We start from the raw sequence: 23,613 nt of genomic DNA, 5'->3' as shown, positions 1-23,613 counted from the left end.
CGTCACCGTTGACGACCTTCGCGAGCAAGCTCGCTCCTACAGGGGTCGGCGGCGTTAACAAATACAGTGGCTCAGACCACACAGGGAGAAAACATGGCTGTTGATATTTTCATCAAGATCGGCGACATCAAGGGCGAGTCCATGGACAAGGCCCACAAGGACGAAATCGACGTGTTGAACTGGAGCTGGGGCATGGCCCAGTCCGGCAACATGCACGTCGGCGGTGGCGGCGGCGCGGGCAAGGTGAATATCCAGGACCTGTCGCTGACCAAGTACGTCGACAAGGCTTCGCCCAACCTGATGATGCACTGCGCCAGCGGCAAGCACATCGACAAGGTCAAGCTGACCGTGCGCAAGGCCGGTGGCGAAAGCCAGGTCGAGTACATGGTGATCAACCTGGAAGAAGTGCTGGTCACGTCCCTGAGCACCGGCGGCTCGGGCACCGATGATCGCCTGACCGAAAACGTCACCCTGAACTTTGCCCAAGTGATGGTCGACTACCAGCCGCAGAAAGCCGACGGCACCAAAGACGGCGGCCCAATCAAGTTCGGCTGGAATATCCGTTCCAACACCAAGCGTTGATACGAAGACCCCTGGCGCCACGCGCCGGGGTTTTTTGGTGCTTGCTCGAGTTTCGACCTTCTCCTTTTCGGTATCTGAGTCATGGCCAAACCTTCGTTTATTAATTTGTGGGCAAACTACCCCACAACATCAACACCCTGTGATGGTCCTTGGGACAATCAATGCGCCATCCGTATGAGCATCACGCTTAACGCCGAAAAAACCATCAAGGTAAACAAATCGACCTATAGCGAACCCAAGTGCGCGCATGACCACGCCCGAGGCGCGGAGTCATTGGCTAACTGGCTGTGGCGTCATCATCTCGGTCGCCCAACCATTCTTACGGGCAGCGCCGAGGACCGCCGTACGCTTTACCAAAAGACTGGAATTATTTTCTTCAAAGATTGTTTCGCCCGGATGGGCCAATCTCTGGAAGCACGTACCGGCGACCATATTGATCTATGGAATCGAGGCTCAGTGACGGGTGATTTTGCCGACCAGGCGCACCGATCCCGGCAGGTCTGGTTCTGGGAGTTGAAATGATCAAACCCACCCTGCAATGCATACTGTCCGTGAGCATGCTGTTGAGCCTGAATGCCTGTGCGGAGCAAGCTGAACAAATCGACGCCACCCAATCAAACCCCGAGGTGGTGGTTGGAGGTCAACGACTGACCTTGGAAAATCATGCACAACGCTGTGCATTGCGTAAGCCCGACCAGAGCCTGTTGACTCTGGATATGCCTTGGCCTTGCCATTTGAGCATCGACCGCAAGGGCCAGCCAAGGGTCGAGAACTTTAACAATGCACAGATCATCATTGTGCAGCACTTTGCACCAGAACCTGCACCGAGCCAGGAGTGTCGCTCTCAGTATCAAGCCATCAGACATATTGAGGGTCGCTTGGAGGCGTCTATGGTTGCCCACGGCGGTCGTTGTTTGCTTGGCGCTATGGACCAGAAAAATTTCGTGGCACTCTTTACGTGGTAACCGAAATCGCCACCCGCGACCGTCTGCAACCGTCCCTGCTGGACCGGTTGACCGACGACGACCCGACCAACCCCAAGGAAAGCGCCGACAAACGCGTGCTGTCCCTGACCCAATTGAAAGCCTCGGTGCTACGTGACCTGGCGTGGCTGCTCAACACCACGTCGTTGCTGGATGCCGATGCCACGCTGCACACCCCGGCCGGCACCTCGGTGGTCAATTACGGCCTGCCGGCGCTGGCGGGCAACAGCGTTTCCAGCGTCGACATCAAGGCCCTGGAAGCCCTGATCTACCAGGCCATCGCCACCTTCGAACCGCGCATCCTGCGTCACACCCTGCGGGTCAAAGCCCGCGTCGGCCATGGTGAGATGAATCACAACGCCCTGAGTTTCGAGATCGAAGGCGACCTGTGGGCGCAGCCGGTGCCATTGCGCCTGTTGCTGCAGACCGACCTCGACCTGGAATCCGGCCATGTGCGTGTGGTCAACGCCGACCAGCGGAGGCGCCCATGAACCCGCGCCTGCTGGAGCTGTACAACCAGGAACTGCACCATGTGCGCGAAAGCGCCGCCGAGTTCGCCAAGGAATATCCGAAGATCGCCAGTCGGCTGACCCTGTCCGGTATGGACTGCGCCGACCCGTACGTCGAACGCTTGCTTGAAGGCTTTGCCTACCTCACCGCCCGCGTACAGCTCAAACTCGACGCCGAGTACCCGACCTTCACCCACAACCTGCTGGAAATCGCCTACCCGCACTACCTGGCACCGACGCCGTCGATGACCGTGGTGCAATTGCAGACCGACCCTGACGAGGGCTCCCTGGCCGGCGGTTTCCCGCTGCCTCGCGACACGGTCTTGCGTGCTGCCCTGGGCCGCGAAACCCAGACCTGCTGCGAGTATCGCACCGCGCACCCGGTGACGTTGTGGCCGTTGCAGGTCAGTAATGCCGAGTACTTCGGCAACCCCGCCGCCGTGCTCGGGCGTCTGGCCGCCAGTGAGCCGAAAGCCAAGGCCGGTCTGCGCCTGACCCTGCGTACCGGCGCCGAATTGAAATTCAACAGCCTCGACCTGGATACCCTGCCGCTGTACTTGAGCGGCGCCGATGAGCAACCGTTCCGCCTCTACGAACAACTGCTGGGCAACGCCTGCGCGGTGTTTGCGCGCAAACCCGGTGGCGATTGGGTCGAGCGCCTGCCCCAGGACGCGTTGCGCTCGCGGGGTTTCGACGATGCCGACGCAGCCATGCCGGTGGTGGCGCGGGCGTTCCAGGGCTATCGCTTGTTGCAGGAATACTTCGCCCTGCCCCATCGTTTCCTGTTCGTCGAGTTCGCCGGGCTGGGCCGGGCGGTCAAGCGCTGCGACGGCCAGGAGCTGGAGCTGATCGTGCTGTTCGACCGTCATGAACCGAGCCTGGAGGGCAGCGTCGGCGCGGCGCAGTTCCTGCCGTTCTGCACGCCGGCGATCAACCTGTTCCCCAAGCGCGTGGACCGCATTCACTTGTCAGACCGCGTCAACGAACACCATGTGATCGCCGACCGCACGCGCCCGATGGATTTCGAGATTCACTCATTGAGCGGTATCACCGGCCACGGCACCGGGCCGGAGCAGCCGTTTTTGCCGTTCTATGCAGTGCGTGATCCGTCGCGCTATGGCCGCGACCAGGCTTACTACACCCTGCGCCGCGAACCACGGGTATTGTCCAGCGACCAGCGCCGCAACGGCCCACGCTCCACCTATGTGGGCAGCGAAACCTTCGTCAGCCTGGTGGACAGCCGCCAGGCGCCCTACGGCCACGACTTGCGCCAGTTGGGCGTCACGGCACTGTGCACCAACCGCGACTTGCCGCTGTTCATGAGCGTGGGCAATGGCAAGACCGACTTCACCCTGGCCGACAGCGCCCCGGTATTGTCCGTGCGCTGCGTCGCCGGCCCGAGCCGCCCGCGTGCCAGCCACGCCCATGACGCCAAGGCCTGGCGCCTGATCAGCCAGTTGTCGCTTAACTACCTATCCTTGAGCGAACAGGGCCAGGGTGCCGGCGCCCTGCGTGAACTGCTGCGCCTGTACGGCGACAGCAACGACGCCGCCCTGCAATTACAGATCGAGGGCCTGCGCGAAGTCAGCAGCAAGGCCGTGACTCGGCGCTTGCCGATGCCCGGCCCGATTGTGTTTGGCCGTGGTTTGGAAATCACGCTGGAGTTCGATGAAAACGCGTTTCGCGGTACCGGTGTGTTCCTGCTCGGTGCGGTGCTGGAGCGCTTCCTGGCACGCTACGTGTCGATCAACAGTTTTACCGAGACGGTGATCCGTACCACCGAACGCGGCGAGATCATGCGATGGAAAGCCAAGCCCGGACGACGTCCGACCCTGTGAGTACCCTGGATGCGATGCATCAGGAGCCCTGGGAATATGACTTTTTCCAGGCGCTGCGGCGTATCGAGTGCGAATCGCCGCAGTTGCCGCGCCTGGGCCATTCCCTGCGTCTGGCGGATGACCCGTTGCGCCTCGGGCAACAGGCCGACTGCACCTTCGCCCCGGCCACCTTGGCTGCCGTCGATCCCGGTGGCGACGGCAAGCCGGCACGGCTCGAACAATTCTTCTTCGGCCTGGGCGGCCCCAATGGCCCGCTGCCGTTGCATATCACCGAATACGTACGCGAGCGTCAGCGCAACAACGCCGACAGCACCAGCAAGCAATTCCTGGACGTGTTCCACCACCGCCTGCTGAGCCTGTTCTACCGGGCCTGGGCCGAGGCGCGGCCGACGGTCAGCCACGACCGCCCGGACGATGACTACTGGTCGGCACGCCTCGCCGCCTTGAGTGGTCGCGGCATGCCAAGCCTGCAGAATCAGGGGCTCATCCCGGATACCGCAAAGCTGCATTACAGCGGCCATCTGTCGGCGCAAACCCGCTATCCGGATGGCTTGAAGGCGATCCTCGGCGAATATTTCGGCCTGCCGGTAGCCATCGAGGAGTATGTCGGCCAATGGCTGGAACTTCCCGAGCGCAGCCGCGTGGGTATCAGCGCCAACCAGCTGGGCGTGGACTTTTGCCTGGGCAGCCATGTGTGGGACCGCCAGCATAAATTCCGTATCTGCCTGGGGCCGCTCACGCTGGACGACTACATGAGCATGTTGCCCGGCCAGCAGCCTTTCAACGAGCTGGTGGCGTGGGTGGCCGAGTACCTGGGCCATGAATTGGACTGGGACCTGAACCTGGTTTTGCAACAACCCGAAGTACCGGCGCTGCAACTCAATGGCCAGTTCCGCCTGGGCTTCAACACCTGGCTCGGCCAACCTGGGCATGACGCCAACGACCTAATCCTGGCCCGGCATTACGCCGACCACGCCACCACCTCAAGGAATCCAGAGCATGGGTGAAATCAGTCGCGCCGCACTGTTCGGCAAACTCAACAGCGTGGCCTACAAAGCCATCGAAGCCGCCACCGTGTTCTGCAAGTTGCGGGGCAACCCGTACGTAGAACTGGCCCACTGGTTTCACCAGTTGCTGCAACTGCAGGACTCGGACCTGCACCGCATCATCCGCCATTTCAACGTCGAGCCGGCGCGCCTGGCCCGTGACCTCACAGAAGCCCTGGACCGCCTGCCGCGTGGCTCCACCTCAATCACCGACCTGTCCTCCCATGTGGAGGAAGCGGTAGAGCGCGGCTGGGTCTACGGCAGCCTGATGTTCGGCGAAAGCCAGGTGCGCACCGGCTACCTGGTGCTGGGCATTCTCAAGACGCCAAGCCTGCGCCATGCGCTGCTGGGGTTGTCGGCCGAGTTCGACAAGATCAAGGCCGAAGCCTTGAGCGAGCGCTTTGACGAATACGTCGGTGACTCGCCGGAAAACGCACTGACGGCCAGCGACGGTTTCAATGCCGGCGCCGTGCCGGGCGAAGCCAGCGGTGCGATGGCGCCGAGCGCGATGGGCAAGCAGGAGGCCCTCAAGCGCTTCACCGTCGACCTGACCGAACAGGCGCGCAGCGGCAAGCTCGACCCCATCGTCGGCCGTGACGAAGAGATCCGCCAACTGGTGGATATCCTGATGCGTCGGCGCCAGAACAACCCGATCCTCACCGGTGAAGCCGGGGTGGGCAAGACTGCCGTGGTCGAGGGTTTCGCCCTGCGCATCGTCGCCGGTGACGTGCCGCCAGCCTTGAAAGATGTGGAACTGCGCAGCCTCGACGTGGGCCTGCTGCAAGCCGGCGCGAGCATGAAAGGTGAGTTCGAACAGCGCCTGCGCCAGGTCATCGAAGACGTGCAGGCCTCGCCCAAGCCGATCATCCTGTTTATCGACGAAGCCCATACCCTGGTGGGTGCCGGTGGTGCTGCCGGCACGGGTGACGCGGCCAACCTGCTCAAGCCTGCTCTTGCCCGTGGCACCTTGCGTACCGTGGCGGCTACCACTTGGGCCGAATACAAAAAACACATCGAGAAAGACCCGGCCCTGACCCGTCGCTTCCAGGTGGTGCAGGTTGCCGAACCCTCGGAAGACAAGGCGCTGCTGATGATGCGCGGCGTGGCCTCGACCATGGAAAAACACCACCAGGTGCAGATCCTCGATGAAGCGCTGGAAGCCTCGGTGAAGCTGTCCCACCGCTACATCCCGGCACGCCAGTTGCCGGACAAATCCGTAAGCCTGCTCGACACCGCCTGCGCCCGCGTCGCCATCAGCCTGCACGCGGTGCCGGCCGAAGTGGACGACAGCCGCCGTCGCATCGAGGCCCTGGAAACCGAGCTGCAAATCATCGCCCGCGAACATGCCATCGGCATTTCGATTGGTGCACGCCAAACCAATAGCGAAGCGCTTTTGAGCGCTGAGCGTGAGCGTCTTGCAACGCTGGAAAGCCGCTGGGCCGAAGAGAAAATGCTGGTGGACGAACTGCTCGCCACACGTGCGACCTTGCGTGAACAAGCCGGCGTGGTAGACAGCTCCACCGATAACAACGAGAGCAACGAGCTGCGCGCCCAACTGGTCGACCTGCAACAGCGCCTCACCGCCCTGCAAGGCGAAACCCCGCTGATCCTGCCGACCGTGGATTACCAGGCCGTGGCCTCGGTGGTCGCCGATTGGACTGGCATCCCGGTGGGTCGCATGGCGCGCAACGAACTGGAGACCGTGCTCAACCTCGACCAGCACCTGAAGAAACGCATCATCGGCCAAGACCACGCCCTGCAGATGATCGCCAAGCGTATCCAGACTTCCCGCGCCGGCCTCGACAACCCGAGCAAGCCGATTGGCGTGTTCATGCTCGCCGGCACCTCGGGTGTGGGCAAGACCGAAACCGCCCTGGCCCTGGCCGAAGCCATGTATGGCGGCGAGCAGAACGTGATCACCATCAACATGAGCGAATTCCAGGAAGCCCATACCGTGTCGACCCTCAAGGGTGCGCCACCGGGCTATATCGGCTACGGCGAAGGCGGCGTACTGACCGAAGCCGTGCGGCGCAAACCCTACAGTGTGGTGTTGTTGGACGAGGTGGAAAAAGCCCACCCGGACGTGCATGAGATCTTCTTCCAAGTGTTCGACAAGGGCGTGATGGAGGACGGCGAAGGTCGCGTGATCGACTTCAAGAACACCTTGATCCTGCTGACCACCAACGCGGGTACCGAGCTGATTTCCCAGGTGTGCAAAGACCCGGCAAACATCCCCGAGCCGGAAGAAATCGCCAAGGCCCTGCGCCAGCCGCTGCTGGAGATTTTCCCGCCAGCGTTACTGGGGCGCCTGGTGACGATTCCTTACTACCCGCTCAGCGACGACATGCTCAAGGCGATCACGCGCCTGCAATTGAACCGCATCAAGAAGCGCGTGGAGAGCACCCACAAAGTGGCCTTCGACTACGACGACGCGGTGGTCGACCTGATCGTCTCGCGCTGCACCGAGACCGAAAGCGGCGGACGCATGATCGACACCATCCTCACCAACAGCCTGCTGCCGGACATGAGCCGTGAATTCCTCACGCGCATGCTCGAAGGCAAGGCGCTGGCGGGCGTGCGGATCAGCAGTCGGGATAACGAATTGCACTACGACTTCAGCGATTAACCTGAAGGAACACAGCTCAAATGTGGGAGGGGGCTTGCTCCCGATAGCGGTGCACCAGCCACCTAATATGTCAACTGACACACTGCTATCGGGGGCAAGCCCCCTCCCACATTTGAATTCGGTTTCGTCAGTTATTAAGCAATTTACGGGTTAACCGATGCTATTCAACCAAGCCTCACGCCTGGCCAAGATCACCAGCCCCCTCGGGCCGGATGTGCTGTTGCTCAATGAAATGGGCGGCGGTGAAGAACTGGGCCGGCTGTTCAACTACGAGCTGCAACTGACGTCCCTGGACGCCAACATCGATCTCAACCAGTTGCTCGGCAAGCCGATGAGCGTGGGCCTGCAACTGGCGGACGGCAGCGAGCGGCACTTCCACGGCATCGTCGCCCGTTGCAGCCAGAACATCGACCAAGGGCAGTTCGCCAGTTACCAGGTGACGCTGCGCCCGTGGCTGTGGCTGCTCAGCCGCACGTCCGACTGCCGGATTTTCCAGAACCTGAGCATCCCGCAGATCATCAAGCAGGTGTTCCGCGACCTGGGGTTTTCCGACTTCGAAGACGCCCTGAGCCGGCCGTACCGCGAGTGGGAATACTGCGTGCAGTACCGCGAGACGAGTTTTGATTTCGTCAGCCGCCTGATGGAACAGGAAGGCATCTACTACTTCTTCCGCCATGAACAGGACCGCCATGTGCTGGTGCTGGCCGACGCCTATGGCGCCCACACCACGGTGCCAGGCTACGCGTCGATCCCCTACTACCCCAAGGACGAGCAACAGCGCGAACGCGACCATATGCACAACTGGCACCTGGCGCAGGAGGTGCAGCCGGGTTCGCTGGAGCTCAACGACTACGACTTCCAGCGCCCCAGCGCCAGCATCGACGTACGCTCGGCCATGCCGCGCCCGCACACCGCCGGCGACTACCCGCTGTACGACTACCCTGGCACCTACGTGCAAAGCGCCGACGGCGAACACTACGCGCGCACGCGCATCGAAGCGCTGCAAACCCTGCATGAGCAGATCGAGTTTGCCGGCAATGCGCGGGGCCTGGGCTCAGGCCATCTGTTCAGCCTCACCGGCTTCAGCCGCCAGGACCAGAACCGCGAATACCTGATCGTCGGCTGCCGCTACTACATCGTTCAGGAAAGCCTGGAAAGCGGCGGTGGCTCCGGTTCGGCGCAGTTCGAAAGCAGCCTGACCTGCATCGACGCCCAACAGAGTTTCCGCCCGCTGGCCAACACCCACCGGCCCATCGTCAAAGGCCCGCAGACTGCCTTGGTGGTCGGCCCCAAAGGCGAGGAAATCTGGACCGACCAATACGGCCGCGTGAAGGTGCATTTCTATTGGGACCGTCACGACCAATCCAATGAGAACAGCTCGTGCTGGATTCGCGTGTCGCAGTCCTGGGCCGGCAAGAACTGGGGCTCGATGCAGATCCCACGGATCGGCCAGGAAGTGATCGTCAGCTTCCTCGAAGGCGACCCCGACCGTCCGATCATCACCGGCCGCGTGTACAACGCCGAGCAGACCGTGCCCTACGATTTGCCGGAAAACGCGACCCAGAGCGGCATGAAAAGCCGTTCGAGCAAGGGCGGCACGCCGGCCAACTTCAATGAAATCCGCATGGAGGACAAGAAGGGGCTGGAGCAGCTGTATATCCATGCCGAACGCAATCAGGACATCGTGGTGGAGGTGGATGAAAGCCACTCGGTGGGGCGTGACCGCAACAAGAGCATTGGGCATAACGAGACGGTGACGATTGGGAATAACCGGCTGCGGGTGGTGCGCAACAACGACACCGTGATCGTCGGTGGCGCCAAGTCCGATAGCGCCGCCACGCACTACACCATCGAAGCCGGCGAGAGCATTCGCCTGGTGTGCGGCGACAGTGTGATCGAGCTCAAGGCAGGCGGGGACATCAACCTGACCTGTGGCTCGTTCAACCTGTTTTCCACCGGCAGCAGCAAGATCCAGACGAAGGGCAAACTGGATATCAACCTGGGCAGTGACAAGGGCACCTCCCCCGGCGCCCAAGGTGTGCAAGGCACGATCAAGTCCGCCGTCGAATCAAAATTTCCCGGCACGCCCGGCGCTGGTCAATAACGAGATTTCTTCACCATGAATTACCTGATTAACGAAGCTCAATTCACCCTGCCCGACGCTGAGGTACAAGACACCTCGATCAATATCCTCAAGTTCGCCAAGCTGGGCACCACGCTGGTCGTGAGCCGCAGCCCGCTGGCGGATGGCGAAAGCCTGCAAAGCAATTTCGAAGGCCAACTGAAAAAACTCGAGCAACAGGTCAAGGACCTTCGCTATTCCCCGGCCCAGGCCGTCAAGGTCGGGCCGGCGCAAGACATCGACGCCTTTGAAGTGCAGAACCGCTTCAACAAAGGCACCGACAACATCTACCAGTATCAACTGGCAATGCAGATACCCGGCACCCGCCGCTTGATTGCCCTGAGCTACGTCAAGACCCAGCCCTTGGGCCCTGCGGAGGCGGCTCATTGGACAACGCTCAAAAACACGCTCAATTTTTCTGCTACGCCCTGAGTCGAGCCTGAACAATGAGTGAAGACCTCTGGGCGGCCCGCGAAGGCGACGCGCTGCTACACACCTCGGTAATGGCCGATATTCTCGGCGGTGTACTGGAAGTGGCTGCCTATGCGGCGCTCACTACCGTGGGCTGCCTGGCCGTTGCCGGGGCGGTTTTCCTTGCGACCGGTGCAACCATCGCCACAGGCGGCGTCGCGCTGGTGTTGGTCGTGGGGGCGGTCGTCGGGATCACCGCAGGGCTTACAGGGGCCGACCTGAAAATATCCAGTTGGTGCGAGTCCGCCGCCAACTGGGTGTTCCCGCCGGTGATCGACGCCTTCATCACCAGCGGTTCGGACAACGTCTTCATCAATGGCAAAAAAGCCGCCCGCGCCGCTGGCAAGATGACGGCTGTACCCGTCGCGCCCAGCGAGCCGCCGGCACCCAGCTTCCTGGACATGGCAGGCGAGTTTTTCTCACAGATGTGGCGCCCGACCGTCGCCTCCCCCGCTCCCGGCACAGAGCCTTGCCCACTGGACACCGTGGCATGCACCAAGCACCCACCGATGCCGCTGCAGTTCATTGCCGAGGGTTCCAGCTCGGTGTTTATCAATGGGCAGCCTGCAGCGCGCAGCGGTGATCGCAGTACCTGTGACGCGAAGATTGGTACGGCCGAAGGGCTGATTTCGCCGGATGTTCGCATCGGCGGCGAGACCATTGTCGTTCAGGAGATTCGCAGCGGGAAAACGCCCGGGGTGGGTCTGGCGATTGCCGTGGTGATGGCGTTGCGGGGCAACCTGAAATGTTTCTGGACCAAGCTGCCGTGCATGATCGGCAGTGCGCTGGTGGGAGGGGCGATCTCTTATGGGACTGCCAAGGTTACCTCGGCACTCAAGAGCGCCATGAATGGTTCGCCCAATCCGGTGCACAGCGCGACGGGGGCCAAGGTCCTGGGCGAAGAGGAGGAGCTGGACTTCATCCTGCCCGGGCTGCTCAACATCGTATGGCAGCGCTTTTACAGCAGCCTCGATGCTCGCCAGCATGGGCTTTTTGGTGCGGGATGGAGTGTCGGCTATGAAGTGGCGGTAGAGACTGATGCCGATGAAAACCTGACTTATATCGATGAGCAAGGGCGCCGTCTGGAGATAGGTTACATCCCCTTGTCCGGCGGAGCATTCGATCCGGGCGAAGGCCTTGCGGTCAGGCGCAGTGGCGACGGCGCGGTATTGATCGAGAGTATCGACGGCCTGTATCGGCTCTTCGAAACCGACCCGCTGAACAGCTCGCGGATGCGTTTGCAACTGTTGGGTGATCGTAACGAAGGGCGGATCTTCCTTGACTATGACAGTCAGGGGCGACTGTATCGCCTGCGCGACACCCATGACTTGATGCATGTTGAACTGAACTACTCGGCTGAACACCCAAGGCGCGTGAGCCACATCGAACGGCGTTACCTGCGCCAGGACCATTTCGATGCGCGTAGCGACGTGCTCGTCAGTTATCGCTATGACAGCAATGGCGATCTTGCCGAGGTCTTGGACGCACAAGGCACAATCCTTCGACGCTTTGCCTACGACAGCGGCAGGCGCATGGCCGAGCACCAATTGCCGAGTGGTTTGCGCTGCTTTTACCAATGGGCTGAAGTACCTGGGCCAGACGGCCCGGAATGGCGCGTCAGTCGGTACTGGACCGACGCGGGCGATGAATACAGCTTCGATTACGATCTGGACGCCGGCATTACCCGGGTGACCGATGGCTTGATGCGGGTCAGCACGCGGCATTGGAACCCGCAGTTCCAGATCACTCGCTACGTCGATAACCTGGGCCATGCATGGCAATTCGATTGGAACGAAAACCGTCAATTGGTGGGCGCGATCGACCCGAAAAACGGCCAGTGGCACTTCAACTATGACGAGCCGGGAAACCTGAGTGCCGTGATCGACCCACTGGGCAGGGCTCGCGGCACGCAGTGGCTGGAGCACTGGGCATTGCCTCAGGTGGAAACCGATCCTGCGGGCAACAGTTGGCGCTATCGCTACGACCAGCGTGGCAACTGCATCGAGGAAGTCGACCCACTGGGCAACCGTACCCGTTACGTCTATGACGGTTTCGGTCAGCCGGTGCAAATCATCGATGCCACAGAAAAAACCAGAACGCTGCATTGGAACGAATGGAGCCAGCTGGTCGAAGAAGTGGATTGCTCAGGTTATCCGACACGTTATCAGTACGACGCGTTTGGCAATCTGGTGGTGCAGACCAATGCCGAAGGCGAATCGGTGCGCTACCGGTACGGCCCTCAGGGGCTGCTCTTGGAGTGCCAGCTACCAGATGGTCGCGTGGAACAGTTTCAACGTAGCACCAGCGGTTATCTGACGGCCTATATCGACCCTGCTGGTAGCACCACGCGCTATGCCTATGACGTACGCGGCCTGGTCAAACAACGCTGGGATGCACATAACCGCACGGTCTTGTTCGATCACGATGCCTACGGGCGACTGCGCAAGTTGACCAACGAGAACGGTGAAAGCTATCGCTTCGAATGGGACGCAGCCGACCGCATGGTGCAGCAGCAGGATCTGGATCAAAGCCGGCGCTGTTACACCTATGATCCGCTGGATGATGTGGTAGCCGTGGACCATCTGCCGGGAACGGAAGGCGAACCGGTAGCCCCGTTGTCACACCAGTTCCAGCGAGATCCAGTTGGACGCCTGGTCAGCAAAGTCACCGAGGACGGCACCACCGTCTACGAGCACGATATGAACGACCAGCTGGTCGGTGTCACGCTCACGGCGCGTGATGGTAGTGAGCAATCACTCGGTTTCAGCTATGACGCCCTCGGCCAGCTCCTTGAGGAACAAAGCTCGGCAGGAACTGTGCAGCATCGGTACGACGAACTGGGGAACCTGATTCAAACCGGTTTGCCCGACGGTCGATGGCTGAACCGCCTGTACTACGGCAGCGGCCATCTGCATCAGTTGAATCTCGATGGAAAGGTCATCAGCGACTTCGAACGCGACCGCTTGCATCGTGAAGTACAACGTACTCAGGGCCAACTCAAGACGAGTACTGCCTATGATCGAAGTGGGAGGGTCCGCGCGCGTCAGCGCCGCAGCATCGACCAGCCGTGGCAGTTGCCGCCTTTGGTCGAGACCGATTACAGCTACGACCCCAGCGACAATCTGATCGGCCGTCGTCGAACTGACCGTCAAGAGCACCTGGGCTACGACAGTACGGGCCGTATTCTTGCGAGCCATCAGGTGGGGCACAGCGAAACCTACGCTTACGATGCTGCAGCCAATTTGCTCGACAACCCAGTCCAAGGGGGCTTGGTGCGGCATAACCGGCTGCTCACGTATCAGGACAAACGTTACAAGTACGACGCCCTTGGGCGAATGATTGAAAAGCGCAGTGCCGTTCGTGGTTTGCAGCGTTTTGTTTACGACGCCGAAAGTCGGCTTGTGGAAGTGCGCAATGAAAACGGCAGCGTGGTCAGGATGACCTATGACCCACTGGGGCGACGCATCGCAAAAACCGAGCATGCCGCCGATGGTCACCCACTCGGCGTGACTCGATTCACCTGGGATGGCTTACGCCTGTTGCAGGAACATAAACATAGCCAGACTAGCCTCTACATTTACCAAGACTATGGCTACGAACCCCTTGCCCGCGTTGACGGGACTGGGCCATTGCAGAAAATCCGCTACTACCATAACGACCTCAACGGCTTGCCGGAGCAGCTCACCGAGGCTGATGGTCATGATGTTTGGCATGCGACTTATCAGGTGTGGGGTAATACGCAAGAGGAAGTGCGCGAAGCGTATTTTCTTGAAGAGCAGAACCTGCGTTTTCAGGGGCAGTATCTGGACCGGGAGACGGGGCTGCATTTCAATACGTTGAGGTTCTATGATCCAGATGTAGGGCGGTTCACGACGCCGGATCCGATCAGCTTGGCGGGGGGCCTCAACGCTTACGCTTATGCGTCCAACCCACAAGGCTATATAGACCCGCTGGGTTTAAAATGCTCCAGTTTTGCTAAGAATCCTAAGCAAGCCCACGCCCAGATTAAAAGCAAATGGGGACATACGATGTCAAAACAGGAGATGAAAGAGCTGCAGAATACTATCAATAGGATCAAGCTAAGGCAGCCTCGTTATTCTAACGACGGCACACCTTTCAGTAACTCACATACCATTGGTAATCCCAACAGCCAACGATTAAATACAGGAAGTGGGCCCTACCAAGAGTGGACGGTAAAAACACCGACCGTTGGAAACAATGGTGCTAGGCGCATTGTAGTGGATAAGAAAACCGGACAAGCCTATTACTCCCACGATCACTACGACTCATTCATGGAAATCGATCTTGGAGGCTGGAAGTAATGAACATTAAAACAACCGTTGAGCTGGATTTTTCCACAATAAAAGAAGTCGATGAGCTTTATCAGACTCTTGCAGAAAAGTTCGGATTCCCTACCGGCTACGGCAAAAACGTCGATGCAATCATTGATTGTCTTTTTGGTTTACGCTACCCCGAAGAAGGCATGACAAAGTTAAGCATTGATACGAATGAAAAAATAATAATCCAGACAAAAAACATTAGCGGCGCCCAGCAGAACCTGAGAGATACGCTGATATTTATTGTTGAATTCGTAAACTACAAATGCGCATTCAAAGAAACGCCCGCGTCTATCCTGTTACTGCTTGGGCGCTAAAGCCTCATTCAAAAATGGGCATACACCGAATCAGCGCACCTATTAAAAATCATCAAAGATGCACGCATTAGCTAAAGGTTCAAAAGAGTGAAAACAAGCTGTCGCGGATAACAGAATGGCGATGGCAAATGGAGAAAAATTTCAGGTAAAAGTTAAATCAAGCTCAGACGCGAAGGTTTTTTGAAAGAGTCACAAGGCAACATGAACCGTTATATAGCTCATACTCAAAGTGCTCGTGCCGACGGCGTTGCAAAATACCCGAAAGGCTACGAACAACATATAGCCCCAGAGGGCGGCTTTGGGGACACGCCTCATATCAAGTGGTACAACAATGGAGGGGACGGTCATATTTTTATGACGCCCCAAACCAACATGAAAAATAGTTACACCTTTAATAAACTCAATAAAATTGAATTGAGCCCGGATAAAAACAAGGAACACATACACTCACTTATGCTAAAAGCTACATTATCGGGAGAGATAATCGAAACCTTCGACTCACTTGCAGATCTGAGAGCTCATCTGAGCTCAGATCTCTACTACATTGCACACAACCTCGTTGTACGCAAAGGAAAAAATTATATTTAAAGGGGAGCTATATAAAGCAACACTAAATGACCTTCTCGACTTTCTTGGCGAATCTATAAAACATAAAGACTGAAGAGAACTATTAATCTCTCCCGTTAAAGCGTATCCCAATAGCAAAGTTTTTTACTGTACAAAAGATGCGCTTTATATGTACGCAGCAGAGTAAAATGGAACAACGTCATGTAGATTTATGGTCCTCAGAAATATAAAATAAATCTGCCACCTTTACCTTCGCTCGGAACTCAGAAAGGAAGCGCTAGACCCCACCTCCGCCCTAAATAAGATTTTGTGGGAAGGGGACGAATTTATTTAATCCGATAAGTTACGAAGCAACGCCGCATATGGGAACAAATTCACTGGATGCTTTTCAAGAACGGAAAGGAAGGGCAAGGGGGGGGGCAGATTTATCTAACTAAAATAGATCTACCCCTTGCTTAAAGTTTTACTTTTATCCTGCCTTTTGATTCTGAATAATTTTCAGCAATTCTACCTTTTTATCGATATAAGCCTGGCGCTTTTCAATATTATCCATCCGAGATTGCTCAGTTGGTGCTTCTGATGATTCAGGAGCAACATACGGTTTGTAGACAATTCCGAAACGCTCAGCGAGTTCTGGCATTTGCTTTTCTATTTCATTCAGCGTCTTCTCAAGATTGGTCAAGCGCCCTTCTGTATCAGTAGGCGCATCATCGCTCGGCTTCACCGCCTTCGCGTCGGCCCCTAAACCGAGAAAAATAAACAGGTTGGACGTTGCCTCATTTTTTATTTCAGCGCCTTTAAGCCGAGCATCCATTTTTTGCGCTTCTGTCGCGTTAGGATCCACGGTTCCTATCGTGCCATCTGCGTTCACTACTGGCGCTCCAGGCATTTCAGAGTGTGCTGTAAGTTTGCTCTGGAAGTAACTGGACGCGAATTGATTTCCCACAGTGAAGGGGCTGGCGACCATGTTGTTTGCCCCGGCGGTTATAAAAGCATTACGTATAGTATCGACTACTGATGGAGGTGCTGCTGGTAAGCTCTGTGGCTGGCTGACAATATTTTGCGCGGCATTCACGCTACTGCTCGGACTGTTCGGCGCAGCCGTTGGCTTAGGTGCAGGTGCGCTAGGCGCCTTGGATGTGCCAGGCGCATTAGTTGTAGGCGACTTAGTCTTGCTAGACGCCTTAGACGTGCTAGACGCCTTAGAAGTGCTAGACGTCGTGGACCCGCCAGATGTCTTTGACCCGCCAGATGTCCTGGACCCGCCAGACGTCCTGGACCCACCCGACGTCCTGGATGAGCCAAAAAAGTTAAATTTGCCGCCGCCACTCCCCCCTCTGGCTTTTAGTTGCTCGGGCTCTCCCGGGCCCAGCCTATCAACAACAGCATCATCTGCTCGCTTGTTTTTTGCATTGATCTCCTCAGGCGTTGCTGCAGGGTATTTGAATACCTTCTCGTTAGCCAAACTGGCTTCAGGTGCAACGCTCGAACTGTCTGCCGCTGCTCCAGCATCCCCTGGAGCCGATGAAGCAACTGCTTGCGTCTTTTTTTCCTGGGGTAACGGGTTGGAATAGGGAGTAATAGGCTGATCAACTTTCATATATACACCTCTAAAAATGAGTTTAGAGAGCGTTCCCTGCTGTCTCGCGCTATAGGTGACAATTGCTTAGATATGGTTCCAAATCGAATGAACAATTTACATAACCCAACCTACTTTCGACTTGATACAGCCCCTACAGTGACTGTTCACAACAATGCAATAGGCAACTACTTTTATTCCGCGAGCAATCTTTTTCGCACCCAACAAAAATGGGCACCCGACCTAGTCGGCATGCCCATTCTTTTACCGCCCGCCTTCCTTCGAGACGGCCTCGCTTACTTACGGGTTGACGCTGTCTTTGAGCGACTTGCCCGGCTTGAATGCTACGGTGTTGCTGGCCTTGATTTTCACCGGCTCACCGGTTTGCGGGTTCTTGCCGGTACGGGCGCCGCGGTGGCGTTGCAGGAAGGTGCCGAAGCCCACCAGGGTGACGCTGTCCTTGCGATGCAGGGCGCCGGTGATTTCTTCGAGAACGGCGTTGAGGACGCGGTTAGCCTGTTCTTTGGTGAGGTCTGCTTTTTCAGCGATGGCGGCTGCGAGATCTGGTTTACGCATATAAAGCCTCTTTGACGGTTTTTTGTTGTTATGTCCGTGCTGCTCTCTGGTGGAGCAGCGCCCAAGGCGCCGCAGGCTCTACTCTGCGGCAGACGGGAGTGAGGATGGCACGCCCTCAGACGCCGCGCCAGTCTCGCGGCGACCTTTCTCGAGGTAAGAACATGCTGATTCCGACAGAACGACCGGTATTTACGCCAGCAAAGGTGGAAGTTCTTTGTTCAAGGCCAGTTTTTCCATGACAGCGCTGCCGGTCAGCGCGTAGCCCAGCAGGTGGCCGCTGGCGTCACGGCACAGGGCCTTGATGTCGGCGCCCTGCCCTTCGACGCTCCATACGCCTTCAGTGCCCCGTGGGGCAGGTGATACCACCAGCGGGCAGATCGGGGTTTTCACCGTGATCGGCATCGGCCCATAGCTCACCGCCGTAGCATTGCCGGCCAGGGTTTGGGCGAGGGCGCGGGCGCAACTCATCAGCGGCATCACGTACAGCAGGTTCAGGCCATCGACTTCGGCGCAGTCGCCCAAGGCGTAGATATTGGCGTGGGAGGTCTTGAGGTGGCGATCCACCATGATCCCGCGATTGATTTGCAGGCCGGCCGCCGCGGCCAGGTCTACGCGAGGGCGCAGGCCGATGGCGGAGACCACCAGGTCGCAGTGGATCACTTCACCGTCCGACAGGTGGGCTTCCAGGCCGTCAGCCGTGCGTTGCAGGCGATTGAGCACCGGGCCCAAGTGGAAACGCGCGCCGATGCCTTCCAGCCCGGCTTGCACCGCTGCGGCCGCCGCCGGGTGCAGCAGGGTCGGCATGACTTGTTCGCACGGCGCGACCAGGTCGATTTCATAGCCGCCGAGGATCAGGTCGTTGGCAAATTCGCAGCCGATCAAGCCAGCGCCGAGCAGCAGCACGCGTCGCTTGCCGGCAGCAGCGGCACGGAAGCGCGCGTAGTCTTCGAGGTCATTGATCGGGAAAATCAGTTCCGCGGCATCGCCTTCGACCGGTACACGCACGGTTTCTGCGCCCCAGGCCAGGACCAGGTCGCGGTAGGCCACCGCTTCCTCGCCGATCCACAGGCGCTTGTGGCCCGGGTCGATGCCGCTGATGCGCGTGTGGGTGCGCACCTCGGCCTTGAGTTGCTCGGCCATGGCGCCGGGTTCAGCCATGCTCAGGCCATCGGCTTCCTTGTTCTTGCCAAAGCCGGTGGAGAGCATGGGCTTGGAGTAGGAGCGCCCGTCATCCGCGGTGATCAGTAGCAATGGGGTCTCGCTGTCGAGCTTGCGAAACTCCCGGGCCACGTTGTAACCGGCCAATCCTGTGCCGATGATCACGACAGGTGCGTTCATTCCTTTCTCCTTGTAGTACGTGTCTTAAACTAAGAATTAACCGATTTCGATCATTTCGAAATCCATTTTGCCTACACCGCAGTCCGGGCATAGCCAGTCTTCAGGGACGTCTTGCCACAGGGTGCCCGGCGCGATTCCGTCATCCGGCCAACCGTCTTTTTCGTCATAGATCAGGCCGCAGACTACACATTGCCACTTCTTCATTACTTGCTTCCTCAGGGTCCAGGCGTCTTGGCCGGCGGTCGATGGATCCAGCGTTGCCGCACGGCTCAGGGCGTTTTGTACTGATCGGGGCCGGCAGATGCAAGCACGATCGACGCAAACGGCCGGTTTGGCGCGGCAAAAGATCAGGGGTCATGGTAAGCTCGCCGCCTCTTTTGCTGCCAATACTGACTCACCGTGCCGCATTCAATCGCCCGTCCTGATGCTTGCCAATGGCTGACCCAGAGCCTTCTGATTCCTGCGCCCACACCCTTGACCGTCAATTGGCTGTTTGACGAAGGTTCGCTGACACGACGGCTGACGTGGCTGTCCAACGACGGTTTCAGCGTGACGCCGCTATTCGAAGGCTGGCAGCCGCTGCGCGACGATGAATGCGCCGCCTTGGAGCTGGCCCCCGCCAGTATCGGCTGGGTGCGCGAAGTGTATTTGCGCGGGCATGGCCAGCCGTGGGTGTTCGCCCGCAGCGTGGCGGCCCGCAGTGCGTTGCAGGGCGACGGGCTGCACATGGACGAGCTCGGCAGCCGTTCGTTGGGCGAGTTGCTGTTCTGCGACCGCGCCTTTACCCGCCAGGCTATCGAGGTGTGTCACTACCCTCGCCCATGGCTGCCGACAGCCGACCAAACCGATAATTTGTGGGCGCGCCGCTCACGCTTCGACCGCGGGTCGCTGAGCGTACTGGTAGCGGAAGTCTTCCTGCCGAGTTTCTGGCACGCGCTGCATGACCATCCGGAGAACTGCTGATGTACCAACGTCTGCTCAAGTCCTTGAACCGCGTGAACCCCAGGGCCTGGGATTTCATTCAGTTGACGCGCATGGACAAGCCCATCGGCATCTACCTGCTGCTGTGGCCGACGCTGTGGGCACTGTGGATCGCCGGCAAGGGTTCGCCGTCCCTGCTTAATATTGTGATTTTCGTACTCGGCGTGGTGCTGACCCGGGCCGGTGGCTGTGTGATCAATGATTGGGCCGACCGCAAGGTGGATGGCCATGTGAAGCGCACCGAGCAACGCCCACTGGTGAGCGGCAAGATCAGCTCGAAAGAAGCATTGGTGTTTTTTGCCGTGCTGATGGGTATCAGTTTCCTGCTGGTGCTGCTGACCAACGCCACCACTATCTTGCTGTCCCTGGGCGGCCTGGCGCTGGCGGCCAGCTACCCGTTCATGAAGCGCTATACCTATTACCCGCAGGTGGTATTGGGAGCGGCGTTTTCCTGGGGCATGCCGATGGCGTTTACCGCTGAGACCGGCCATTTACCTGCCACGGCGTGGCTGCTGTATATCGCCAATCTGTTATGGACCGTGGGCTACGACACTTATTACGCGATGACGGACCGTGATGACGACTTGAAGATCGGGGTGAAGTCCACCGCCATTCTATTTGGCGATGCTGATCGCGTGATCATCCTCACGCTGCAAGGGCTGTCACTGGTGTGCCTGTTGCTGGCGGGTGCGCGGTTTGAGCTGGGCGGTTGGTTCCAACTGGGGCTGCTGGCGGCGGCGGGCTGCTTTGCCTGGGAATTCTGGTATACCCGGGACAGGGACCGCCTGAAGTGCTTCAAGGCGTTTTTGCACAACCATTGGGCCGGGTTGGCGATTTTTATCGGGATTGTGGTGGATTACGCGGTTCGCTGAAGGCCGTTTTTTGTGGTGATTGACCTGGCGCCTTCGGGAGCAAGCCCCCTCCCACACTTGAATGTATTCACACATCAAAATGTGGGAGGGGGCTTGCTCCCGATGATTTTCAGCAGCGCCGCACAGTCACGGCTTGATCACATGCCAGGCGCCACCCTTGCCATCCCCGGTCTTGTCACCGGTCTTCTTGTCGTCCTTGTAGGTGTAGACCGGCTTGCCTTTGTAAGCCCATTGGCTGGTCTGGTCGTCACGGGTGATGACCTTCCAGTCGCCCGTCGCAATGTCGGTGGACTCGGCCTTCAACGGCGGCCAATTGGTCGCACATTGTTCCTTGCACACTGACTCGCCATCGGCATCCTTATCAAAGGTGTAGAGCGTCATGCCCTTGTGGTCCACCAAAATCCCGTCTTTGGTCATCGCCGGCTCTGCCGCAAACGCCAGGGTCGGCAGCGTCAACGCCGCCGTAACCAGCAGGGCTTTCCAGGAAAAAGTACTTTGAGTCATCGGAACCTTCCTTTTGTGGTTGTCAGGATTCGGACCCAAAGGGTAGTCCAGAGTGCCGCGAATTGCCCAAGCGACTAAATTACTGTCACACGACTGCAATAATTCCGTTATCTAATGCGGCGCAAGACAGTTAAATGACAAGAGGATTGAGCATGGTTGGCAGGAGCATTCTGATCGTTGACGACGAAGCGCCCATTCGCGAGATGATCGCCGTTGCGTTGGAAATGGCCGGCTATGACTGCCTGGAGGCGGAGAACTCCCAGCAGGCCCACGCCATTATCGTCGACCGCAAGCCGGACCTGATCCTGCTCGACTGGATGCTGCCCGGCACCTCGGGCATCGAGCTGGCCCGCCGCCTCAAGCGTGACGAGCTGACCGGGGATATCCCGATCATCATGCTCACCGCCAAGGGCGAAGAGGACAACAAGATCCAGGGCCTGGAGGTCGGCGCCGATGACTACATCACCAAGCCGTTTTCCCCACGGGAACTGGTCGCACGTCTGAAAGCCGTGTTGCGCCGTGCCGGCCCGACCGATGGCGAGGCGCCTATCGAGGTCGGCGGCCTGCTGCTGGACCCGATCAGCCACCGTGTGACCATCGACGGCAAGCCCGCCGAGATGGGCCCGACCGAATACCGCCTGCTGCAATTTTTCATGACCCACCAGGAACGCGCCTACACCCGTGGCCAACTCCTGGACCAGGTGTGGGGCGGTAATGTTTATGTGGAAGAGCGTACCGTCGACGTGCATATCCGCCGCCTGCGCAAAGCCTTGGGCGATGCGTACGAGAATCTGGTACAAACCGTGCGCGGCACCGGCTATCGGTTTTCCACCAAAGGTTGAGCCAGTCCCATTCCTCCCTTAACAGCTGACAAGGACGCATGTTTAAGTGAACCAGAACTGGCATGGCACCCTGATCCGCCACATGCTCCTGCTGATCACCGGCTGCCTGCTGGTAGGCCTGGTCAGCGGCTATTACGGCTGGAGCCTGGCCGTCGGCATTGCCCTGTACCTGGGCTGGACCCTCAAGCAATTACTGCGCCTGCATGACTGGCTGCGCCAGCACAAACCCGACGAAGCACCGCCCGATGGCTACGGCCTGTGGGGCGAGGTGTTCGACAGCATCTACCACCTGCAGCGCCGCGACCAACGGGTACGCGGGCGCCTGCAAGCGGTGATCGACCGGGTGCAGGAATCCACCGCCGCGCTTAAAGACGCAGTGATCATGCTCGACAGCGACGGCAACCTCGAGTGGTGGAACCGCGCCGCCGAGACCCTGCTGGGCCTCAAGACCCCCCAGGACAGCGGCCAACCGGTGACCAACCTGGTGCGCCATCCGCGCTTCAAGGAATACTTCGAGCAGGAAAACTACGAAGAAGCCCTGGAAATCCCCTCGCCCACCAATGACCGCGTGCGCATCCAGCTGTACCTGACGCGCTACGGCAACAACGAGCACTTGATGCTGGTGCGCGACGTGACCCGCATCCATCAGTTAGAACAGATGCGCAAAGACTTCGTCGCCAACGTCTCCCACGAGCTGCGCACGCCGTTGACGGTGATTTGCGGCTACCTGGAGACGCTGCTGGACAACGTCGACGAGATCAACCCGCGCTGGAGCCGTGCCCTGCAGCAGATGCAACAGCAAGGCTCACGCATGCAGACCCTGCTCAACGACCTGCTGTTGCTGGCCAAGCTTGAGGCCACCGATTACCCCTCGGACAACCACCCGGTGGCGGTGCAAAGCCTGCTGCAGACCATTAAGAACGACGCCCAGGCCCTCTCCGGTGAGCGCGGCCAGCAGATCACCCTGGAAGCCGACACACAGGTGCTGCTCAAGGGCAGCGAGGGCGAGTTGCGCAGTGCGTTTTCCAACCTGGTGTTCAACGCGGTGAAGTACACCCAGGACAAGGGCAATATCCGTATCCGCTGGTGGGCCGACGAGCACGGCGCGCACTTGAGCGTGCAGGACTCTGGCATCGGCATCGACACCAAGCACTTGCCGCGCCTGACCGAACGCTTCTACCGCGTCGACTCCAGCCGCAACTCCAACACCGGCGGCACCGGGCTCGGCCTGGCCATCGTCAAGCATGTGCTGTTGCGCCATCGGGCACGCCTGGAAATCAGCAGCGTGCTAGGGCATGGCAGTACGTTTACCTGCCATTTCCCGACAACGCAGGTAACTCGTTCGCGGGTGATCGGCACAGATGAATAACTTGAAAACGACGCTGAGCTAAGGGTGGGAGCGGGCTTGCTCGCGAAGGCTGTGGGCCAGCTATGAATGTGTTGACTGACCCACCGAATTCGCGAGCAAGCCCGCTCCCACATTGGACTTGCAGCGTTTCCAAGAACGTATTCCTTGCCCCGCC

General features: G+C 58.9%; 21 protein-coding genes. 16 read left to right on the top strand and 5 right to left on the bottom strand.

What is annotated here, in order from left to right; translation table 11 throughout:
• The first annotated feature begins 93 nt into the window (after nucleotides 1-93).
• From JFT66_RS16455 to JFT66_RS29795, 12 genes are all read left to right on the top strand, one after another.
• A complete protein-coding gene (locus tag JFT66_RS16455; protein WP_034116443.1) occupies nucleotides 94-582 on the top strand; it encodes an Hcp family type VI secretion system effector in 489 nt (162 codons plus the stop codon).
• Nucleotides 583-663: 81 nt separating this feature from the next.
• Nucleotides 664-1,104 (top strand): type VI secretion system amidase effector protein Tae4, encoded by a 441-nt coding sequence (locus tag JFT66_RS16450; RefSeq protein WP_153837344.1) that lies wholly within the window; start codon nucleotides 664-666, stop codon nucleotides 1,102-1,104.
• Entirely contained in the window at nucleotides 1,101-1,547 is a 447-nt protein-coding gene (locus tag JFT66_RS16445) for a hypothetical protein (protein ID WP_198859644.1), read from the top strand. Before JFT66_RS16450 ends, JFT66_RS16445 begins: the two co-directional genes overlap by 4 nt.
• Nucleotides 1,541-2,056: a type VI secretion system baseplate subunit TssE gene (tssE, locus tag JFT66_RS16440; protein WP_034116446.1), complete on the top strand. Its 516-nt coding sequence runs from the start codon at nucleotides 1,541-1,543 to the stop codon at nucleotides 2,054-2,056. The genes JFT66_RS16445 and tssE overlap by 7 nt, the downstream gene beginning before the upstream one ends.
• Entirely contained in the window at nucleotides 2,053-3,912 is a 1,860-nt protein-coding gene (gene tssF / locus JFT66_RS16435; protein ID WP_034116447.1) for a type VI secretion system baseplate subunit TssF, read from the top strand. The genes tssE and tssF overlap by 4 nt, the downstream gene beginning before the upstream one ends.
• On the top strand, nucleotides 3,876-4,919 hold the full coding sequence (tssG, locus tag JFT66_RS16430; protein WP_198859643.1) for a type VI secretion system baseplate subunit TssG: 1,044 nt from the start codon (nucleotides 3,876-3,878) through the stop codon (nucleotides 4,917-4,919). Before tssF ends, tssG begins: the two co-directional genes overlap by 37 nt.
• Nucleotides 4,912-7,584 carry a type VI secretion system ATPase TssH gene (gene tssH, locus JFT66_RS16425; protein WP_198859642.1) on the top strand — a complete coding sequence of 891 codons (2,673 nt, stop codon included), beginning with the start codon at nucleotides 4,912-4,914 and terminating at the stop codon, nucleotides 7,582-7,584. The genes tssG and tssH overlap by 8 nt, the downstream gene beginning before the upstream one ends.
• Nucleotides 7,585-7,741: 157 nt before the next feature.
• Complete coding sequence (locus JFT66_RS16420) at nucleotides 7,742-9,688, top strand: type VI secretion system Vgr family protein (protein ID WP_034116450.1); 1,947 nt, start codon at nucleotides 7,742-7,744, stop codon at nucleotides 9,686-9,688.
• Nucleotides 9,689-9,703: 15 nt separating this feature from the next.
• Nucleotides 9,704-10,138 carry a DcrB-related protein gene (locus JFT66_RS16415; protein ID WP_034116451.1) on the top strand — a complete coding sequence of 145 codons (435 nt, stop codon included), beginning with the start codon at nucleotides 9,704-9,706 and terminating at the stop codon, nucleotides 10,136-10,138.
• Between the two features lie 14 nt (nucleotides 10,139-10,152).
• The gene (locus tag JFT66_RS16410) at nucleotides 10,153-14,499 is read left to right on the top strand and encodes an RHS repeat-associated core domain-containing protein (RefSeq protein WP_080752864.1); all 4,347 of its coding nucleotides are present in this window, start codon (nucleotides 10,153-10,155) and stop codon (nucleotides 14,497-14,499) included.
• On the top strand, nucleotides 14,499-14,831 hold the full coding sequence (locus tag JFT66_RS16405; protein WP_034116452.1) for a barstar family protein: 333 nt from the start codon (nucleotides 14,499-14,501) through the stop codon (nucleotides 14,829-14,831). The genes JFT66_RS16410 and JFT66_RS16405 overlap by 1 nt, the downstream gene beginning before the upstream one ends.
• A gap of 201 nt (nucleotides 14,832-15,032) precedes the next feature.
• A complete protein-coding gene (locus JFT66_RS29795; RefSeq protein WP_233097108.1) occupies nucleotides 15,033-15,419 on the top strand; it encodes a hypothetical protein in 387 nt (128 codons plus the stop codon).
• 448 nt (nucleotides 15,420-15,867) lie between these two features.
• Here the strand turns inward: JFT66_RS29795 and JFT66_RS16395 are convergent, their stop codons facing one another.
• The 4 genes from JFT66_RS16395 to JFT66_RS16380 form a co-directional block, all read right to left on the bottom strand.
• Nucleotides 15,868-16,473 carry a type III secretion effector protein gene (locus JFT66_RS16395; protein ID WP_332875118.1) on the bottom strand — a complete coding sequence of 202 codons (606 nt, stop codon included), beginning with the start codon at nucleotides 16,471-16,473 and terminating at the stop codon, nucleotides 15,868-15,870.
• A gap of 804 nt (nucleotides 16,474-17,277) precedes the next feature.
• Nucleotides 17,278-17,553 carry an HU family DNA-binding protein gene (locus tag JFT66_RS16390; protein WP_003195589.1) on the bottom strand — a complete coding sequence of 92 codons (276 nt, stop codon included), beginning with the start codon at nucleotides 17,551-17,553 and terminating at the stop codon, nucleotides 17,278-17,280.
• A 189-nt stretch (nucleotides 17,554-17,742) separates the two neighbouring features.
• Nucleotides 17,743-18,891, bottom strand: coding sequence for an NAD(P)/FAD-dependent oxidoreductase (locus JFT66_RS16385; protein WP_034116454.1), 1,149 nt, complete (start codon nucleotides 18,889-18,891; stop codon nucleotides 17,743-17,745).
• Between the two features lie 36 nt (nucleotides 18,892-18,927).
• Nucleotides 18,928-19,095, bottom strand: a complete 168-nt coding sequence (locus tag JFT66_RS16380) for a rubredoxin (RefSeq protein WP_003213373.1) — start codon at nucleotides 19,093-19,095, stop codon at nucleotides 18,928-18,930.
• A 195-nt stretch (nucleotides 19,096-19,290) separates the two neighbouring features.
• Here JFT66_RS16380 and JFT66_RS16375 point away from each other — a divergent pair, with 195 nt between their 5' ends.
• Together JFT66_RS16375 and ubiA are read left to right on the top strand one after the other, a co-directional pair.
• Nucleotides 19,291-19,854 carry a chorismate--pyruvate lyase family protein gene (locus tag JFT66_RS16375; RefSeq protein ID WP_034116455.1) on the top strand — a complete coding sequence of 188 codons (564 nt, stop codon included), beginning with the start codon at nucleotides 19,291-19,293 and terminating at the stop codon, nucleotides 19,852-19,854.
• Nucleotides 19,854-20,744, top strand: coding sequence for a 4-hydroxybenzoate octaprenyltransferase (gene ubiA, locus JFT66_RS16370; protein ID WP_198859641.1), 891 nt, complete (start codon nucleotides 19,854-19,856; stop codon nucleotides 20,742-20,744). Before JFT66_RS16375 ends, ubiA begins: the two co-directional genes overlap by 1 nt.
• A 126-nt stretch (nucleotides 20,745-20,870) precedes the next feature.
• Here the strand turns inward: ubiA and JFT66_RS16365 are convergent, their stop codons facing one another.
• Nucleotides 20,871-21,248 (bottom strand): COG4315 family predicted lipoprotein, encoded by a 378-nt coding sequence (locus JFT66_RS16365; protein WP_198859640.1) that lies wholly within the window; start codon nucleotides 21,246-21,248, stop codon nucleotides 20,871-20,873.
• 152 nt (nucleotides 21,249-21,400) lie between these two features.
• Here JFT66_RS16365 and phoB point away from each other — a divergent pair, with 152 nt between their 5' ends.
• Both phoB and phoR read left to right on the top strand, forming a co-directional pair.
• Complete coding sequence (phoB, locus tag JFT66_RS16360; protein WP_003176964.1) at nucleotides 21,401-22,090, top strand: phosphate regulon transcriptional regulator PhoB; 690 nt, start codon at nucleotides 21,401-21,403, stop codon at nucleotides 22,088-22,090.
• Nucleotides 22,091-22,172: 82 nt separating this feature from the next.
• Nucleotides 22,173-23,459 carry a phosphate regulon sensor histidine kinase PhoR gene (gene phoR / locus JFT66_RS16355; protein ID WP_153837567.1) on the top strand — a complete coding sequence of 429 codons (1,287 nt, stop codon included), beginning with the start codon at nucleotides 22,173-22,175 and terminating at the stop codon, nucleotides 23,457-23,459.
• Nucleotides 23,460-23,613: the final 154 nt, after the last annotated feature.

The sequence above is a fragment of the Pseudomonas sp. MF6755 genome, from assembly GCF_016405635.1.
GTDB classification, from domain to species: domain Bacteria; phylum Pseudomonadota; class Gammaproteobacteria; order Pseudomonadales; family Pseudomonadaceae; genus Aquipseudomonas; species Aquipseudomonas haemolytica.
The sequence above is the reverse complement of the archived record's forward strand: the minus strand, read 5'-3'. Positions and strand labels throughout refer to the sequence as shown.